Origin of the sequence: Sphingobium sp. (genome assembly GCA_023266575.1) — a bacterium.
GTDB lineage: Bacteria > Pseudomonadota > Alphaproteobacteria > Sphingomonadales > Sphingomonadaceae > Sphingobium.
Genome location: JAHFPV010000002.1, coordinates 141,451 through 159,095 on the forward strand (window position 1 = coordinate 141,451; position 17,645 = coordinate 159,095).

The following is a 17,645-nucleotide window of genomic DNA, read 5'->3' on the forward strand; positions in this document are numbered from 1 at the left end:
TGAGGTTAGGCGAAGTTGGAAGAGGGGGACCGACGCAGGCGGCGCAGACATATCGAGAGGAACACGCTATCAAACAGCGGGATTAAAAAACCTAGGCAAATTTGTAGGTGCTGATATCGTTTCGGGCATGCTCACGCCCGAACAGATCGAAGCCATTCTGAACAACACTTTTTTTTCTTGGGGCAAGGAGCGGGAAGCTGAGATCGCTGGCGGCATTAAGTTTGCTCACTACACAAGCGCTCAGGTTGCCATGGATATTATCAAGGCCCGCGATGAGGATCGCTGCCTGTGGCTCCGCAATGCCATGTTGATGAACGATTTCAGTGAGATCGAATATGGCCAGCAATTGCTCCGACTTTCCCTAACGAATGAGCATCTTTGCAATAGACTTATTGAAGCTTGCAATGGAATTCATGAAAGTATTCTGAGTGCATTCACTATGATGGATCAGGAGGTCTACGCCATTAAGCGTAGCACCTACCTATTGAGCCTTGCGCTTCATAAGGGAGCTGAACTTCATCAAGGCAAGCTCAGCATGTGGCGTGCCTATGGGGGGGATGCGAACGTCTGCATCCTTCTCAATCCCGAAGCGTTCATGACACCCCAAACGGCGTACGATGTAGTGATAGCTCCGGTTGATTATGGCGGTCCTAACAAGTTCGTAGCGGGCATCGCGCATATTGCTGAAGCGATGATAGCGAACCGAGATGCGCTGCGGCAGCTCGATCCTGAAACGGTCAAGATAAACCTGAAATACGCAGTCGACGTGATGATCCTCTCGACGAAGCATCCGGGTTTCGAGGAGGAGAATGAGTGGAGAATTATTCACCGAACACAACTAGATACTATTGAAAATAGCCCTCCTAGCAAGATTGTTAGTGTCAATGGAATTGTACAGAAAGTATTTTACTTACCGATGCGAAACATACCCGAACATCAGGTAAAAAATGCGGATATCAATAGTTTACTGTTCAAGATCCTTATCGGCCCCACTCCCAATCCGAATTTGGTGTGGGAAGGGTTTGTGACATTGCTGGATGAAAACGGTATAAATGATGCAGCAGACAAGGTGATTGCCTGCAACATACCATTGCGACGATGAGCCAACTATCGTGGGTAAAGGTATGGAGATAATCGATCGGATCTGATCGTACCTGTTGTAGCCAAGCCATGACTGCCGATTTAGCGTCTTTTTCGAAAGATCCGGAACCGGCGCAACGGCGGTTGCTACTATTCGCCTTCTTATAAGCCGACAGGCCGCTAACCACCCCAGCCCGACATACGGCCCCAGCCGGCACTAGACCCCCACCTGTCCTACACCCGCCCCACCTGCTACACTCGCGCCCGGCTCTTTCCCATCGTCCACCCCAGCACAGCCGCGCAAATCCCCCACGCGCGCCACGGGCGAAGTTTGCAAAGTTCCGCACCACCCGCAACCACCGGCCCGCGCAACATCCTGTCCGCACCACGCACGAAAATATCACGATCACCGGGAAATATGCGAAGTTAAGCCCCGCAAATCCTATTACTCGGTCGCGCCCCAGACATCCTGCGCCTTCACATAACCGCGCTGGCCCTTCACGTCGAAGCTGCACCAGCCGCCCGAACAGTCGGACAGGCGCCCCACCACGCCCTTTTGCGCGCGAAACAGCGTCCGCGCGCCATCGCTGGCCGATTCGCGCAACGGCGCCTCCGCAGCCCGCACCACCCCGGTCGGCGTATCGCTCAGCAGTCGGACATGCATCCACCCCTGCGCGCCGTCCGGGTCCTCGACCTTGCGCCACAGGCCCAGCACCTGCACCACCTTCACCGGCAGGTCGCGGCGGCGGTAGATCCAGTTGGACGGGTAATCCAGACTCGGCCCGACCCGCATCCGCGCCTCATTCTGCGCGATCGACGCCCAGTACGGCACCGGCTTGCCCGCCGCGATCACCGCGCCACCCGCTGCGCCCAGCGCGATAAAGACACCCGCGCCCAGCCAGATGCGCTTCATGCCAGACCTGTTTTTCCTGTCACCCATGGCCTTCCCATAGCCGCTGCGTCGCCCCCGCGACAACCGCAGACTTGCCCGATCCGCCATAAGCGCTTGACCGAAGGCGCGGCCAGGCATAGCGGCGGGACATGGCCAAAAAACCGCGCCCCGCCAAGCCGCGCGTCATCGTCACGCGACGCCTGCCCCCCAATGTGGAGGCGCGCATGGCCGAACTGTTCGACGCCAGCTTCAATGTCGGTGATCAGCCGATGAGCCGCACCGAACTCGCCCGCGCCATGGCGCAATGCGACGTGCTGGTTCCCACCATCAACGACCATATCGACGCACCGCTGATCGCCGCCACGCCCGACCGGCTGCAACTCCTCGCCAGCTTCGGCAGCGGCGTCGATCATATCGACCTGACCGCCGCCCGCGCGAAGGGCATCATCGTCACCAATACGCCCGGCGTCCTGACCGAGGATACCGCCGACATGACGATGGCGCTGATCCTGTCGGTCCCCCGCCGCCTGGCCGAGGGGGAGAAATTGGTGCGCAGTGGCCAATGGCGCGGCTGGAGCCCGTCGGGGATGCTCGGCCACCGCATCGGCGGCAAGAAACTCGGCATCATCGGCATGGGCCGCATCGGCCGCGCCGTTGCCCGCCGCGCCCGCGCCTTTGGCCTGACCATCGCCTATCACAACCGCCACCGCCTGCCGTTCGAGGTGGAGCAGGAACTGGAGGCCGAATGGATCGGCGACGTCGACGGCCTGCTCGCCGCCTGCGACATTGTGTCGATCCACTGCCCGCTCAACGCCGACACGCGGGGGCTGATCGACGCCCGGCGGATAGCGTTGATGCGCCCCGACGCCTATCTCATCAACACATCCCGCGCCGAAATCACCGACGAAGCCGCGCTGATCGTCGCGCTGGACGAAGGCCGCATCGCGGGCGCAGGGCTGGACGTCTATACCCACGAACCGGCGGTCGATCCGCGCCTCTTCGCCCTCTCCAACGTCGTGCTGCTGCCCCATATGGGGTCCGCCACCTTCGAGGGCCGCGACGCCACCGGCGCGCGCGTCATCGCCAACATCCGCAGCTGGGTCGACGGCCACCGCCCGCCCAATCAGGTGCTGGAAGGCTGGGTCTGATCCCGTGACCGATATTGGCGCAGCGGTGGACGAAACCGGGCGACTGGTCCGCGACACCGCCGGTTTTCTGCTCCGTCGCGATAATGGCGGAACCTACCGTCTCGTCCTCCTGCGCGTCCCCGTCGATCTGGTCGAAAAGCGGGTCCGGGTCCGCGGTTTTCACGCTGGCGACGGCATCGTCGAAGCGGACGGCGTCGCACCGGCCTGATCTCCCCGGCCTGATCCTCTTGCCAAACGGGCCGGGACGCGCGATCCCTTGGCCCATGCGCAATATCATCGCCCTCCTCCTCACCCCCCTCGTCGCCACCGCCACGCCCGCTCTGGCGCAGGCCCAAACGCCCCATGACGCCCTGACCAAAGTCCTGGACGATCATTGGGCCTGGTGGCTTTCGGTCCACCCCGTCGATGCCACCGCGCGCGGCGTCCGCAGCTATGACGACCGCATCTACGACATTTCGCTGGCGGGCCGCGCCGCGCAGATCAAGGCGGAGCAAGCCTTCGTCGCCCGGCTCGACGCGATCGCCGACAGCGGCCTCGACGCCACCGACCGCGTCAACCGCGCCGTCCTTCTGTGGATGCTGCGTGACGATATTGCAGGCGAAGCGCATCCCGCCGAACGGCTGATGCTGTTCACCACTTATTATGGCTGGCATCAGGGCTTTGCCAGCATGGGCGACGGCCTGCCCTTCTACAACCGCGCCGACTATGACAGCTATTTGCAGCGCCTCTCGCTCTACCCGCGACAAAATGGCGATGCCCTCGCCATCACGCGGCAGGCGATCAGCGGCGGCTATGTCCAGCCCTGCTCGGTCCTTGGCAAATATGCCGCCACGATCAGCGGCATCGTCGCGGGCAAGCCGCAGGACACCCGCTTCTACGAACCCTTCAACCGCGCCAAACCCCGCGACATCAGCGATACGGACTGGGCCGCGATGCAGGCCCGCGCCGCCACCCTGATCCGCGATGTGATCGCACCCGAATATGGCAAATGGCACGACCTGTTCGTGAAGGATTATCTGCCCGCCTGCCGCAAGAGCGACAGCGCCTCCACCCTGCCGGGCGGCGCAGCCTGGTATGCCAGCCGGGTCCGCGCCCACACCACCACCGACCTGACGCCCGACCAGATCCACACCATCGGCCTGTCCGAAGTCGCCCGTATCCGCGCCCGCATGGATGAGGTCGCGGCCAAGGCAGGCTATCCCAGCCGCACCGACTTCATCACCCATCTGCGCACCGATCCGCGCTATTATGCCAAAACGCCGGAGGAACTGCTGCAAGTCGCCGCGCGTCAGGCCAAGGCGATTGACGGACTGCTGCCCCGCTATTTCGGCACCCTGCCGCGCCTGCCCTATGGCCTCAAACCCATTCCCGCCGCTGAAGCGGAAGGGACGACCACCGCTTATTATATGCCCGGCTCCCCAGAAAGCAGCATTGCAGGGACGTACTATGTCAACACCTCGAAACTCGACCAGCGCCCCTTTTGGGAACTGCCCGCGCTAACCGCCCATGAAGCGGTGCCCGGCCATCACAATCAGATCGCGCTGCAACAGGAATTGCCGCTGCCCCCGTTCCGCAAATATCTCGCAGGCTTCACCGCCTATGTCGAAGGCTGGGCGCTCTACACCGAATATCTGGGGGAGGAGATGGGCCTGTACGACACGCCCGAAAAGATGATGGGCCGCCTCTCCTATGAAATGTGGCGCGCCTGTCGTCTGGTCGTCGACACCGGCATCCATGCCAAGGGCTGGGACAAGGCCCGCGCCGTCGCTTTCATGAAGGAGAACAGCGCGCTGTCCGACGCCAATATCGATGCGGAGGTCAATCGCTATATCAGCTGGCCGGGACAGGCGCTGGGCTACAAGCTGGGCGAGATCAAAATCCGCGAATTGCGGGCAAAGGCGGAGGCCGCACTCGGCCCGAAATTCGACCTGCGCGCCTTCCACGACGCCGTGCTGGCGCAGGGCGCGGTGCCGCTAACGGTACTGGACAGCCAGATCGACGCCTGGATCGCGGCGCAGAAAGCGCGCTGACCCGTTCCCACCCAATGGCCCCAAGCCATTTTTGCTGCGCTGCGGCGGCTTGCCAATCGGTGTCGGTTCGCCTACCGGGGGCCGACAGCTCCCCAGACCGGGCATAAAGATCGGCAAGTGGCGCTGCGCGTCGAATCCGTGCACTTTATGACGTTGGGGAAAAGATGAGCATTTACCTGGATTATCTGGCCGAAATCGACAGCCGAAAGGCTCAGGGACTTGCGCCCAAGCCGATCGACGACGGTGTCCTGCTCAGCGAAATCATCGCCATCATCCAGGATGCGGCCAGCGACCATCGCGCCGACGCTCTCAAATTCTTCATTTACAACACGCTGCCCGGCACCACCAGCGCAGCCGCAGCCAAGGCCGCGTTCCTCAAGCAGATCATCCTGGGCGAAGTGACCGTCCCGGAAATCAGCCCGGCCTTCGCGCTCGAACTGCTCAGCCATATGAAGGGCGGCCCGTCGATCGGCGTGCTGCTCGATATCGCGCTGGGCGATGACGCGGCAATCGCAGTTCAGGCGGGCGACGTCCTCAAGACCCAATTCTTCCTCTACGACGCCGACATGTTCCGCCTGCGCGACGCCTATCTGGCGGGCAATCCGGTCGCGAAGGACGTGCTGGAAAGCTACGCCCAGGCCGAATTCTTCACCAAGCTCCCCGATGTCGAGGATGAGATCAAGGTCGTCACCTACATCGCTGGCGAAGGCGATATCTCGACCGACCTGCTCTCGCCGGGCAATCAGGCCCACTCCCGCTCCGACCGCGAACTGCACGGCCTGTGCATGATGACGCCGCAGGCGCAGCAGGAGATTGTGGCGCTCAAGGCCCAGCATCCCGACAAGCGCGTCATGCTGATAGCGGAAAAGGGCACGATGGGCGTCGGCTCCTCGCGCATGTCGGGCGTCAACAATGTGGCGCTATGGACCGGCAAGCAGTCCAGCCCCTATGTGCCGTTCGTCAACTATGCCCCGGTCGTCGGCGGCACCAACGGCATCTCGCCCATCTTCGCGACCACCGTGGACGTGACCGGCGGCATCGGCATCAACCTCAAAAACTGGGTCAAGATGACCGGCCCGGATGGCAAGACCATCCTCAACAATGATGGCAATCCGGTGCTGGAGGAAAAATTCTCCGTCGCGACCGGCACGGTCCTCAAGATCGACGTCAAGAACAAGAAATTGACCGACGAAGCAGGCAATGAGCTGGTCGATGTCGCCTCCGCCTTCACCCCGCAGAAGATGGAATTCATGAAGGCGGGCAGCAGCTACGCCATCGTGTTCGGAAAGAAGCTTCAGACCTTCGCCGCCGAAACGCTGGGCGTCGAAGCCCCGCTCGTTTTCGCGCCGAACAAGGAAATCTCGGTCGAGGGCCAGGGCCTCACCGCGGTCGAAAAAATCTTCAACCGCAATGCCGTCGGCGTCGCGCCGGGCAAGGTGCTGCACGCCGGGTCGGACGTTCGCGTCACGGTGAACATCGTCGGGTCGCAGGACACGACCGGCCTGATGACCGCGCAGGAACTCGAAGCGATGGCGGCCACCGTCATTTCGCCGCTGGTCGACGGCGCCTATCAGTCGGGCTGCCACACCGCGTCGGTCTGGGACAAAAAGGCGCAGGCCAATATCCCCAAGCTCATGTCCTTCATGAACAATTTTGGCCTGATCACCGCGCGCGATCCCAAGGGCCGCTATCATGCGATGACCGACGTGATCCACAAGGTGCTGAACGACATCACCGTGGACGACTGGGCGATCATCATCGGCGGCGACAGCCACACCCGCATGTCAAAGGGCGTGGCCTTCGGCGCGGACTCCGGCACGGTTGCGCTGGCGCTGGCGACGGGCGAAGCGACCATGCCGATCCCGCAGTCGGTCAAGGTCACCTTCAAGGGCCAGATGCTGCCCTATATGGACTTCCGCGACGTGGTCCACGCGACCCAGGCGCAGATGCTCGCCCAGTTTGGCGAAAATGTGTTCCAGGGCCGCATCATCGAAGTCCATATCGGCACGCTGCTCGCCGATCAGGCCTTCACCTTCACCGACTGGACGGCCGAAATGAAGGCCAAGGCGTCGATCTGCATTTCGCAGGACGAAACGCTGATCGAGTCGCTGGAAATCGCCAAGTCGCGTATCCAGATCATGATCGACAAGGGCATGGAAAATGCCGCTGGCACGCTGCAAGGCCTGATCAACAAGGCCGACGCGCGCATCGCGGAAATCCGTTCGGGCGTGAAGCCCGCACTGGCCCCCGACCCCAACGCCAAATATTTCGCCGAGGTCGTGGTCGATCTCGACCTGATCAACGAACCGATGATCGCCGACCCGGACGTCAACAATGCGGACGTCTCCAAGCGCTACACCCACGACACCATCCGCCCCGTTTCCTATTATGGCGGCACCAAGAAGGTCGATCTGGGCTTCATTGGTTCGTGCATGGTGCATAAGGGCGACATGAAAATCCTGGCCCAGATGCTCAAGAATATCGAAGCCAGCGAAGGCAAGGTCGAGTTCAAGGCACCGCTGGTCGTCGCCCCGCCCACCTACAACATCGTCGACGAGTTGAAGGCCGAAGGCGACTGGGACGTGCTTAAAAAATATGCCGGCTTCGAATTTGACGATGTCGCACCCAAGAGCGCGGCCCGCACCAGCTATGAGAATATGCTGTATCTCGAACGTCCCGGCTGCAACCTGTGCATGGGCAATCAGGAAAAGGCCGCCAAGGGCGACACCGTCATGGCCACCTCCACCCGCCTGTTCCAGGGCCGCGTCGTGGAAGATACGGACGAGAAGAAGGGTGAATCGCTGCTGGCCTCGACTCCGGTCGTCGTTCTGTCGACCATCCTTGGCCGCACGCCCAGCATGGATGAATATAAGAGCGCCGTCGTCGGCATCGACCTGACCAAGTTCGCCCCGCCCGTCGCCCACTGATCCGGGGTCTGATAGCCCTTTCAAGCAGATGCCGCCGCTGCGCTTTCTCTCCCGTGGGGAAAGGGCAGCGGCGGCATTGCTATTTCTAGAGTGTGATGACTTTAGATTGAATCCTAACCTCCGTTCGTTTCGAGCGAAGTCGAGAAACCGGCGTGCTACCGTTTCTCGACTTCGCTCGAAACGAACGGGACAAAGTAGACTCACCCTCTCTATCCCGGCTTCACCTGCCTCCCAAACGCACGCCTTGGCCGACTTGGCAATTGACTTGGCACCACTAGTTCCTATCTCCCTGTCACAACGGGACATAGCTGCTTCGACCCATGGTTTGGGCGCCGCCCACCCTTAAGCCGTCCGGCTTTCTGGCGGATCATGCGTCATCATCCCGACCGGGGCGAAGCGACCGCGAGGAGACGCACTTTCATGACCGCCATCGGACAGGACACACTCGGCACGCGCGACATATTGCATGTCGAGGGCAAGGACATCGCCTTCTACTCGCTCAAGAAAGCCGCGGCGAAGCTGGGCGACGTCTCCCGCCTGCCCTTCTCGATGAAGGTGCTGCTCGAAAACCTGCTCCGCTTTGAAGATGGCGTCACCGTCACGGTCGAGGACATCAAGGCGATCATCGACTGGCAGAAGGACAGGGGCAAGGCCGAGCGCGAAATCCAGTATCGCCCCGCCCGCGTGCTATTGCAGGACTTCACCGGCGTCCCCTGCGTCGTCGATCTTGCCGCAATGCGTGACGCGATGAACGCGCTGGGTGCCGACGCCGGCAAGATCAACCCGCAAGTCCCCGTCCACCTCGTCATCGACCATAGCGTCATGGTCGATGAATTCGGCACGCCCAAAGCGTTCGAGCAGAATGTGGAAATCGAATATCAGCGCAATATGGAGCGCTACGACTTCCTCAAATGGGGCAGCAAGTCCCTCGCCAATTTCTACGCCGTTCCCCCCGGCACCGGCATCTGCCATCAGGTCAATCTGGAAAATATCGCGCAGGCCGTCTGGTCCTCGGTCGATGCCGACGGCAAGCTGGTCGCCTATCCCGACACCTGCGTCGGCACCGACAGCCACACTACGATGATCAACGGTCTGGGTGTATTGGGCTGGGGCGTGGGCGGCATCGAAGCGGAAGCCGCGATGCTGGGCCAGCCCGTTTCCATGCTCATCCCCGAAGTCGTCGGCTTCAAATTCACCGGCGAGTTGCAGGAAGGCGTGACCGCCACCGACCTCGTCCTCACCGCCACCCAGATGCTGCGCGCGCGCGGCGTAGTCGGCCGTTTCGTCGAATATTTCGGCCCCGGCCTCGCCAGCCTGTCGCTCGCAGACCGCGCAACACTCGCCAACATGGCCCCGGAATATGGCGCGACCTGCGGCTTCTTCGGCATTGACGACAAGACGCTCGACTATATGCGCCTGACCGGGCGCAGCGATGATAACATCGCGCTCGTCGAAGCCTATGCCAAAGAACAGGGCTTTTGGATCGACCCGTCGGCTGACCTGGTATTCACCGACACGCTGGAACTGGACTTGGCCACCGTCGTCCCCAGCCTGGCCGGTCCCAAGCGCCCGCAGGACCGCGTTTCGCTGCCGGAAGTCGATGACGTATTCAACGCCGACCTCGTCAACACCTACAAGAAGGCGCAGCAGCGCGTGCCGGTCGAGGGCAAGGATTTCGACATTGGCGACGGCGACGTCACCATCGCCGCCATCACCAGCTGCACCAACACGTCCAACCCCGGCGTGATGGTCGCCGCTGGCCTCGTCGCCAAGAAAGCCAACGAACTGGGCCTCAAGCCCAAGCCCTGGGTCAAGACTTCCCTCGCCCCCGGCAGCCAGGTTGTCACCGACTATCTGGAACGCGCGGGCCTCCAGTCGCACCTTGATGCGATCGGCTTCAATCTGGTCGGCTATGGCTGCACCACCTGCATCGGCAATAGCGGCCCGCTGGCCCCGCCGATCAGCGCGGCGATCAACGACAATGGCCTGGTCGCCGCCGCCGTCATTTCCGGCAACCGCAATTTCGAAGGCCGTGTGTCGCCCGACGTGCGCGCCAATTTCCTCGCCAGCCCCCCGCTGGTCGTCGCCTATGCGCTCAAAGGCACGGTGATCGAGGATTTCATCACCACCCCCATCGGCGTCAGCAGCGCAGGCAACGACGTTTATCTGAAAGACATCTGGCCCACCAATGACGAGGTCGCATCGACCATGGCGGGCTGCATGGACCGCGCCATGTTCCAGGCGCGCTACGCCAATGTCTATAAGGGCGACGCCCATTGGCAGGCGATCGACGTCACCGGCAGCGACACTTATAGCTGGCGCGCAGGCTCCACCTATGTCGCCAACCCGCCCTATTTCGAGGGATTGAGCATGACCCCGGCACCGGTCACCGACATCATCGAAGCTAAACCCCTGGCGATCTTCGGCGATTCGATCACCACCGACCACATCTCGCCCGCAGGCTCGATCAAGGCGTCCAGCCCCGCCGGCAAGTGGCTGTCCGAACATCAGGTCGCCCAGGCCGATTATAACAGCTATGGCGCGCGGCGCGGCCATCATGAAGTCATGATGCGCGGCACCTTCGCCAATATCCGCATCAAGAATCTGATGCTGGACGGCGTCGAAGGCGGCATGACCAGCTACAAGGGCGAAACCCTGCCCATCTATGACGCGGCGATGAAGCATAAGGCCGATGGCACCCCGCTGGTCGTCATCGGCGGCAAGGAATATGGCACCGGATCGTCACGCGACTGGGCGGCGAAAGGCACCAACCTGCTCGGCGTCCGTTCGGTCATCGTCGAAAGTTTCGAGCGTATCCACCGCTCCAACCTGGTCGGCATGGGCGTGCTGCCGCTCCAGTTCAAAAATGGCGACACGCGCGACACGCTGGGCCTGAACGGCGACGAAAGCTTCACCATCACCGGTGTCGCGGACCTGAAGCCTCGTCAGGATGTGGACGTGCTGGTCACCCGCGCCGACGGATCGACCTTCACCTTCACCGCGCTCTGCCGGATCGATACGATCAACGAGCTGGAATATTTCCTGAACGGCGGCATCCTCCAATATGTGCTGCGCAAGCTGGCCGCTTGATCGCATCACAGGCTGAGCTAAGGCAGAAGGGCGCTTCCCACCGGGCGGCGCCCTTTTTCCTGTCAGGGGCAGCGATGAACATCTTGGTTGAAATCGTCGGCTGGACCGGCGCGCTGCTCGTTCTGGGCGCCTATCTTGGCGTATCGAGCGGGCGTCTGACTGGAGAGTCGGCGGCGTTCCAATGGCTCAACGCACTGGGCGCGGCCTTTTTTGTCCTCAACACATGGTGGCACGGCGCGATTCCATCGATGGTCCTCAACATCATCTGGAGCGGCATCGGCTTCGTCGCGCTGTGGCGGATCGCCCGGCGGGATCGGGGCGTGCGCGAATAGGTCCGTTTTCCCGCCCCCAAGAAAGGCTGGGCTGGCGGGCGTTCTTCACCTTGGCTAGCATCGCCGCACAATGAAAAGAGCGCTCATCGTCCGCCATGTTCCCCGCGAAGGGGCCGCGGGATATCTCCAGCCGATCGAAGCGGCGGGCTATCATATCGACCGGGTCGATGTGGCCAGCCCGGATTTTGCAGGCGTCGATCTGTGCGAACCGGACTTGCTGATCATGATGGGCGGGCCGATGGGCGTTTATGAGGCGGACATCCATCCCTGGATTCCGATGCAGATCGACAAGCTCGCCGCCCGGCTGGACCGCGACCGGCCGACGCTGGGCGTGTGCCTGGGCAGCCAGATGATCGCGGCGGCGCTCGGCGCACCGGTCTATCCGGGCGGGCGGATGGAACTGGGCTTTGCGCCAGTCTCGGTCAATCCCACCGGCGCGCAATCACCGCTCCGCCATGTCGATGGCGTGCCGGTGCTGCACTGGCACAGCGACACGTTCGACCTGCCCGATGGCGTCGATCTGCTCGCCTCCACCGACCTCTACGCGCATCAGGCCTTCCGCCGCGGACCCAACCTTCTGGCGCTGCAATTCCACGCTGAAATGGGCGAGGATGCCCGCTTCGACGAATGGCTGACTCATTTCTGGGCCGACCTCGATGTCGCGGGCCAGTGCGGCATCGCCCTGCGGCAGGACCATGACGATCACGGTCCCGGCGCTGTGGCGGCAGGCCGCGCGATGATCGGCGAATGGCTGGCAACGGTGCGGGCTTAGGGCCGCGCCGCCGCGCTTGCGTCCCGCACCGCCTTGAACTCCGACCCCGGCTTCCATTGCGGCCAGCGGGTCGATGTCGCGAGATCGCGGCCGATGTCGAGCATCAGCTCCACATCCTGCGCTGCCCCGTCCAGCTTCCATGTCGCGTCGATCGCATCGCAGGCCTGATGATAGCATTGGCCGGTATAGGCATCGACCCAGGCCTGACCCGCGACGCGCCCGCCCTCGACCAGATCGGACGCGCCCGCAATCCCCATCAGCAACAGCACCGGCACGCCGCGCTTGGCCATGGAGAAATGATCGGCACGATAGAATAGCCCGCGCTCAGGCAGGCTTTCGGGCGTCACGACCCGGCCCTGCGAGGCGGCAGTCTTGGCCAGATCATCCTCCAGCGTCCCCTGCCCCTTGCCGACCAGGATGACATCCTTCGCCTTGCCAGCGGTCTGGAGAATGTCGAGGGTCAGGTTGGCGACGGTCTTGTCGAGCGGCCAGACCGGGTTCAGCGCATAATGTTCGGACCCCAGCAATCCCCGCTCCTCGGCGGTCCAGGCCGCGAACAGGACGCTCCGGTCGGGCGCCGGACCAGCCTTGAACGCGCGGGCAATCTCGAACAAGCCAGCAATCCCCAGCGCGTCGTCATTGGCCCCGGCGCGATAGACACGCCCCTGCGCATCGGGCGCACCCTTGCCATAGGCGTCCCAATGCGCGCCATACATCACAGTTTCATCGGGCCGTTTGGTGCCGGGAATGCGGGCAAGGACGTTGGCGCTCTTGACGATGTCCTGCGTCACGGGGAAAGCGGCCGAGAAGCTGGCCCCCTTCAACGCCACCGGCCGGAACCGTTTGGACCGCGCTTGCTTGCGTAAGCTCGGAAGGTCGAGTCCCGCGCCCGAAAACAGCTTTGCCGCCGCACTCCCTTCGATCCAGCCCTGCAACTGGAGGCTGGTCAGCTTGCCCGGCGCACGGACCAGATCATAATTCTCGCCGCCCGGACTGATCACCACATTCCAGCCATAGCCAGCGCCTGCCGTATCATGGACGATCAGCGCCCCGATAGCACCGCGCCGGGCAGCTTCTTCGAACTTGTAGGTCCAGCGGCCATAATAGGTCATCGTCCGCCCGCCGAATTTGCCGACCGCATCGTCGCCCTTCACCGCCTCGAAATCCGGGTCGTTGATCAAAAAGACCGCGATCTTGCCCTTGAGGTCCACGCCCTTGAAATCATCCCAGCCGCGTTCGGGGGCGGAGACGCCATAGCCGACGAACACCAGTGGCGCGGCGCTGATTGCGACCTTGTCCTTGGGCTGGAGGGTGGAGAGATAGACGTCCTTCCCCGCGGTCCACGACGTCGCGGCATCGCCCTGCTTCACGCCCAGCGTCTCGGCCTTGCCCAGCCTGGTGTGGAGCAGCGGCACGCTCTGCACCCATTGCCCATCCGGCCCGCCCGGCTCCAGCCCCAATGCCTGGAACCGGCCAATCAGATAGCCGATCGTCCGCTCCTCCCCGACCGTGCCGGGGGCGCGGCCTTCGAACAGGTCGGACGCCAGAACGCGGACCGATTGTTCGAGCTGCTGCGGCACCACGGTCTGGGCGTGAGCAGGAAGGGCGAGGAGGCTCAGGGCCAGGAAAGCACGGGTCATGACAGGGGCTTAGCCCCTGCCCGGCAACAGGGAAAGGGTCGTCAGAATTCGATGTCGAGTTCTTCCACCTCGTCCGGTTCGACCCGCGCCTCGTCGATCCATTCGCGCATGATGTCCCAGCTGTTGATCGTCCGGCAATAGGCCGCCGCCGTCGCCGACACCGGCACGGCATAGGTCAGGAAGCGTTCGGCCACCGGCGCGAACATGGCGTCGGCGACGGTCGGCTTTTCGCCGAACAGCCATGGCCCGCCATAGCTGTCCAGACATTCGGCCCAGATCGTTTCGATCCGTTCGATGTCGGGCTTGGCACCGGAAAAGATCGGGAATTTGGCGTGCCGGACCTTCAGGTTCATCGGCAAGGCGGAACGCAGATTGGCGAAGCCTGAATGAATTTCGCCCGACACCGACCGGCAATGGGCGCGGGCGATACGGTCAGCCGGGTACATGCCCGCGTCGGGGTACAGCTCATGCAGATATTCCGCGATCGCCAGCGTGTCCCAGACGCTCGCCCCTTCATGCGTCAGGCGCGGCACCAGCACGGACGGCGAGAGCAGCAACAGCTCCGCGCGATTTTCCGCATCGTCCAGCGCGATCAGCTTTTCTTCAACCTTCAGTCCCGCGATGCGACACAGCAACCAACCACGCAGCGACCAGGACGAATAATTTTTACTGGATAGAGTGAGTTGTGCAACAGCCATGACATTCCCTCCGGTCAGCCTTAACCTACATTTATGATGATGCGGTGCAACATATAATCCGTGTATAGCGTTGCATACGTAAACCGATTCGGATGGACGGATTGAACAAGGCGCGCTTATAGTCATGCGAATGCTGTACAGTGGTTATCAGGCGTGGAACGATATGCTGGCGCCGGCACGCTTCGGGGCGCAGATTGCGTTGGGGATGCGCGACAAGATGGGGCCGATGGCCGACTGGGCCATGCCGCGGCGCATGTTCGCGCTGATGGATGTGTTCCAGGGCGCGCGCGTCACCCACAAGCGCCCCGCCTATGCGATCGACACTGTGCGCAGCGGCAATGCGGATGTCACGGTGCGCGAGGAAATCGTCGCGGACCTGCCCTTTGGCGACCTGCTGCATTTCGTGAAGGATGAGGTAGAGACCGCCCAGCCGCGCGTGCTGGTGGTGGCGCCGATGTCGGGTCATTTCTCCACCTTGCTGCGCAGCACGGTGGTAACCCTGCTCCAGGACCATGACGTCTATATTACCGACTGGAAAAATGCCCGCGACGTACCGCTGGAGGCGGGGCGCTTCGGCTTTGAGGATTATGTCGATTATATCATCCAGTTTTTCCAGACGATGGGGCCGGGCGCGCATCTGCTGTCCGTGTGCCAGCCCTGCGTCCCTGCGCTCGCAGCCGTGGCGGTCATGGCCGAGGATAAGGACCCGGCAACGCCCAAGTCGATGACGCTGATGGGCGGGCCGATCGACACGCGGGTCGCGCCGACCGTGGTCAACGACCTGGCCAATGACAAGCCGATCGACTGGTTCGAGAAGAATCTGATCTCCACCGTGCCGTTCCGCTATGCCGGGCGCGGGCGCGAAGTCTATCCGGGCTTCCTGCAACTCTCTGCCTTCATGGCGATGAACATGGAGCGGCACGGGTCGCAGCATCGCGAACTTTACCAGTTGCTGGCTGACGGCAAGACGGTCGAGGCGGACAAGATCAAGACCTTCTACGAGGAATATTTCGCGGTCCTGGACATGACCAAGGAATTTTATCTCGAAACAGTCGACCTGGTGTTCCAGCGCACCCTGCTGGCCAAGGGCGAACTGATGCACCGCGGTCGTCCCGTCAATCCGGGCGCGATCCGCAAGACCGCGCTGCTGACGGTCGAGGGCGAGAAGGACGATGTTTGCGCCGTGGGCCAGACGGCGGCAGCGCACACGCTCTGCACCGGCCTTCGCCCGCACCTCAAGCGCCACCATTTGCAGCCGGGCGTCGGCCATTATGGCGTCTTTTCCGGCAGCAAATGGGAAAAGCAGGTCTATCCTCAGGTGCGGAACATGATCCTGTCGATGAACTGACGGCCCGGTTTCGGGCAAGCGTCGGATAGGAGATGCGGGGCTTAGCTTCGCATATTTCCCGCCAATCATGATATTTTCGTGCGCAGCGCGGACAGGATATTACGCATCCTGCCATGGCTGGTGCGCGCGGAACTTCGCAAACTTTGCCCATATCGCTTGTGGCGAATTTGGGTGAGGTTTGCCGGTCGGCCATGCGGAATGCACGGTCGGGTGTGGGGTGTGAACGATGGGAAGGAGCCGGGTGCGCTTATAGCAGGCGGGGCCAGTGTAGGACAGCGAGGGTCCTCCCCCTCTTCCAACTTCTCCCCCATGGGGAGAAGGGGGTGATGACGCGGCCCTACCATTCATACGCTTTGGGTAGCGCGCCCTCGCCCGGCGTCGCATAGCGATCGCGCAGCTTGGTCTGGCGATTGTCGATCGGTTGCGGCACGCCGTCGATCCACACCGCGATCGGCGCGGACGTCATTTCCAGCGGATCGTCGTCCCACAGCACGACATCCCCTGCCCGCCCGACCTTGAGCGATCCGATCCGGTCGCCCAGCCCCATGGCTTCGGCGGGCGCGCTGCTGATCGTGCGGAGCGCCTGACCCCAGCTGAGGCCCGTGGCCCCCGGCACCTTGTTCAGCGCCACCATATTGCCCGCCTGCTGGGTGGCGAGGCGCAGTTGCAGCCCCTCGTCCCGGTCCATCAGACCCATGGAGACGGCCACGCCCGCCTTCACCATGCGCCCGACATTGCTCTGGGTCGCGGCGAGCTTTTCGAAGCTGGAGGGAAGATCGTCGAGGCCCCCCGCGATCACTGGCACCTTGGCGGCGGCGATTTGCGGCGCGACCATCCAGCCTTCGGCGGCCCCGGCGATGATGATCTTGAGCGCGGGGAAATCCTGCCGCAGCGACAGGATCGTCACTATATCGCGCGCGCTTTCGACATGCACCATCAGCGGCATCGCGCCGGTGACGACCGGCACCAGCGCCTGCGCATCGACGCGGTTGAGCAGCGCATCCTTCGACCGCCCGTCATAGCTGGCGGGGGCTTTGGCAAACTCCTGCGCCTCGCGCAGCATGGTCTTGAAGGTCAGGATCGCGGCAGGGCGGCTGCCGCCTGCATCCTTGGCCCCCTCCTCGCCCAGTTCGACATATTGGAAGGCGCGCGCCCTGGTGATGGGGTTCATGTCCGCGCCCAGGTCCACGACCGCACCTTGCCCGGCGAAAATGCCGGTGCCGGTCGAGGGGACGACGACGGCGCGGGTGATCCCCGCCGTACGGCTGATCGCGATCGGATTGGCGAGCGGGTTGATCGCGGGTGCCACGTCGATCGCGGCGGAGAAGGGCGATCGGGCGCTGGCGTCGTTGGTTTCATTGACGGCGGGAACTTCGACCAGACCGACACGCGAATAGCCCGACACCAGACCGGGCGTCACCCATTTGCCGCCCGCATTGATGGTTTTGGTGCCGGGCGGGACGGCGATACCGGCGCCAGCGGCGATCACCTTGCCAGCGCTGATGAGGACGGTGCCGTTGCGGATGGGTTCGGAGCCGTCACCAATCGCCAGCGTCGCGCCGGTGATGGCGAGGGACTGGGCAAGGGCGGGGGTCGAGAGGACAAAAAACAATGCCCCTAACACCGTTCGGGCTGAGCCTGTCGAAGCCTTGCCCTTCTTGCGAAAGAAAGAACGACCCTTCGACAGG

General features: G+C 62.7%; 13 protein-coding genes. 9 read left to right on the top strand and 4 right to left on the bottom strand.

Translation table 11 applies throughout. From position 1 onward, the window contains the following. Positions 1 to 127: 127 nt before the first annotated feature. Positions 128 to 1,102 (top strand): DUF2971 domain-containing protein, encoded by a 975-nt coding sequence (locus Q0D44_RS03125; protein ID WP_294132281.1) that lies wholly within the window; start codon positions 128 to 130, stop codon positions 1,100 to 1,102. Positions 1,103 to 1,525: 423 nt separating this feature from the next. On the opposite strand, the gene Q0D44_RS03130 is transcribed toward Q0D44_RS03125, so the two are convergent. After that, positions 1,526 to 1,993: an SH3 domain-containing protein gene (locus Q0D44_RS03130; RefSeq protein ID WP_294132283.1), complete on the bottom strand. Its 468-nt coding sequence runs from the start codon at positions 1,991 to 1,993 to the stop codon at positions 1,526 to 1,528. Positions 1,994 to 2,121: 128 nt separating this feature from the next. On the opposite strand from Q0D44_RS03130, the gene Q0D44_RS03135 reads away from it, so the two are divergent. The 7 genes from Q0D44_RS03135 (at position 2,122) to Q0D44_RS03165 (ending at position 12,271) form a co-directional block, all read left to right on the top strand. Further along, positions 2,122 to 3,120, top strand: a complete 999-nt coding sequence (locus Q0D44_RS03135; RefSeq protein ID WP_294132285.1) for a D-glycerate dehydrogenase — start codon at positions 2,122 to 2,124, stop codon at positions 3,118 to 3,120. 4 nt (positions 3,121 to 3,124) lie between these two features. Continuing rightward, positions 3,125 to 3,328, top strand: a complete 204-nt coding sequence (locus Q0D44_RS03140) for a DUF5818 domain-containing protein (RefSeq protein WP_294132287.1) — start codon at positions 3,125 to 3,127, stop codon at positions 3,326 to 3,328. A 55-nt stretch (positions 3,329 to 3,383) separates the two neighbouring features. After that, a complete protein-coding gene (locus Q0D44_RS03145) occupies positions 3,384 to 5,150 on the top strand; it encodes a DUF885 domain-containing protein (protein ID WP_294132289.1) in 1,767 nt (588 codons plus the stop codon). A gap of 164 nt (positions 5,151 to 5,314) precedes the next feature. After that, positions 5,315 to 8,077, top strand: a complete 2,763-nt coding sequence (locus tag Q0D44_RS03150; RefSeq protein WP_294132293.1) for a bifunctional aconitate hydratase 2/2-methylisocitrate dehydratase — start codon at positions 5,315 to 5,317, stop codon at positions 8,075 to 8,077. 420 nt (positions 8,078 to 8,497) lie between these two features. After that, complete coding sequence (gene acnA / locus Q0D44_RS03155) at positions 8,498 to 11,167, top strand: aconitate hydratase AcnA (protein WP_294132296.1); 2,670 nt, start codon at positions 8,498 to 8,500, stop codon at positions 11,165 to 11,167. A gap of 74 nt (positions 11,168 to 11,241) precedes the next feature. Beyond that, positions 11,242 to 11,499, top strand: coding sequence for a hypothetical protein (locus tag Q0D44_RS03160; RefSeq protein ID WP_119745396.1), 258 nt, complete (start codon positions 11,242 to 11,244; stop codon positions 11,497 to 11,499). A gap of 70 nt (positions 11,500 to 11,569) precedes the next feature. After that, the gene (locus tag Q0D44_RS03165; protein WP_294132301.1) at positions 11,570 to 12,271 is read left to right on the top strand and encodes a glutamine amidotransferase; all 702 of its coding nucleotides are present in this window, start codon (positions 11,570 to 11,572) and stop codon (positions 12,269 to 12,271) included. On the opposite strand, the gene Q0D44_RS03170 is transcribed toward Q0D44_RS03165, so the two are convergent. Together Q0D44_RS03170 and Q0D44_RS03175 are read right to left on the bottom strand one after the other, a co-directional pair. Beyond that, a complete protein-coding gene (locus tag Q0D44_RS03170) occupies positions 12,268 to 13,911 on the bottom strand; it encodes a M28 family metallopeptidase (RefSeq protein ID WP_294132304.1) in 1,644 nt (547 codons plus the stop codon). The two genes, Q0D44_RS03165 and Q0D44_RS03170, sit on opposite strands and share 4 nt — an antisense overlap. A gap of 41 nt (positions 13,912 to 13,952) precedes the next feature. Further along, positions 13,953 to 14,609: a glutathione S-transferase gene (locus tag Q0D44_RS03175; RefSeq protein ID WP_294132306.1), complete on the bottom strand. Its 657-nt coding sequence runs from the start codon at positions 14,607 to 14,609 to the stop codon at positions 13,953 to 13,955. Between the two features lie 124 nt (positions 14,610 to 14,733). On the opposite strand from Q0D44_RS03175, the gene phaZ reads away from it, so the two are divergent. Then, a complete protein-coding gene (gene phaZ, locus Q0D44_RS03180; RefSeq protein ID WP_294132309.1) occupies positions 14,734 to 15,957 on the top strand; it encodes a polyhydroxyalkanoate depolymerase in 1,224 nt (407 codons plus the stop codon). A gap of 337 nt (positions 15,958 to 16,294) precedes the next feature. Here phaZ and Q0D44_RS03185 read toward each other — a convergent pair whose 3' ends face one another. Beyond that, positions 16,295 to 17,569, bottom strand: coding sequence for an amidohydrolase family protein (locus tag Q0D44_RS03185; RefSeq protein ID WP_294132311.1), 1,275 nt, complete (start codon positions 17,567 to 17,569; stop codon positions 16,295 to 16,297). Between the last annotated feature and the right edge of the window lie 76 nt (positions 17,570 to 17,645).

Coding starts and splice junctions, on each gene's coding strand:
- Q0D44_RS03135 (WP_294132285.1), top strand. CDS start 2,122: ATGGCCAAAAAACCGCGCCCCGCCAAGCCGCGCGTCATCGTCACGCGA.
- acnA (WP_294132296.1), top strand. CDS start 8,498: ATGACCGCCATCGGACAGGACACACTCGGCACGCGCGACATATTGCAT.
- Q0D44_RS03165 (WP_294132301.1), top strand. CDS start 11,570: ATGAAAAGAGCGCTCATCGTCCGCCATGTTCCCCGCGAAGGGGCCGCG.
- Q0D44_RS03175 (WP_294132306.1), bottom strand. CDS start 14,609: ATGGCTGTTGCACAACTCACTCTATCCAGTAAAAATTATTCGTCCTGG.
- Q0D44_RS03125 (WP_294132281.1), top strand. CDS start 128: ATGCTCACGCCCGAACAGATCGAAGCCATTCTGAACAACACTTTTTTT.
- Q0D44_RS03150 (WP_294132293.1), top strand. CDS start 5,315: ATGAGCATTTACCTGGATTATCTGGCCGAAATCGACAGCCGAAAGGCT.
- phaZ (WP_294132309.1), top strand. CDS start 14,734: ATGCGAATGCTGTACAGTGGTTATCAGGCGTGGAACGATATGCTGGCG.
- Q0D44_RS03145 (WP_294132289.1), top strand. CDS start 3,384: ATGCGCAATATCATCGCCCTCCTCCTCACCCCCCTCGTCGCCACCGCC.
- Q0D44_RS03130 (WP_294132283.1), bottom strand. CDS start 1,993: ATGAAGCGCATCTGGCTGGGCGCGGGTGTCTTTATCGCGCTGGGCGCA.
- Q0D44_RS03160 (WP_119745396.1), top strand. CDS start 11,242: ATGAACATCTTGGTTGAAATCGTCGGCTGGACCGGCGCGCTGCTCGTT.
- Q0D44_RS03170 (WP_294132304.1), bottom strand. CDS start 13,911: ATGACCCGTGCTTTCCTGGCCCTGAGCCTCCTCGCCCTTCCTGCTCAC.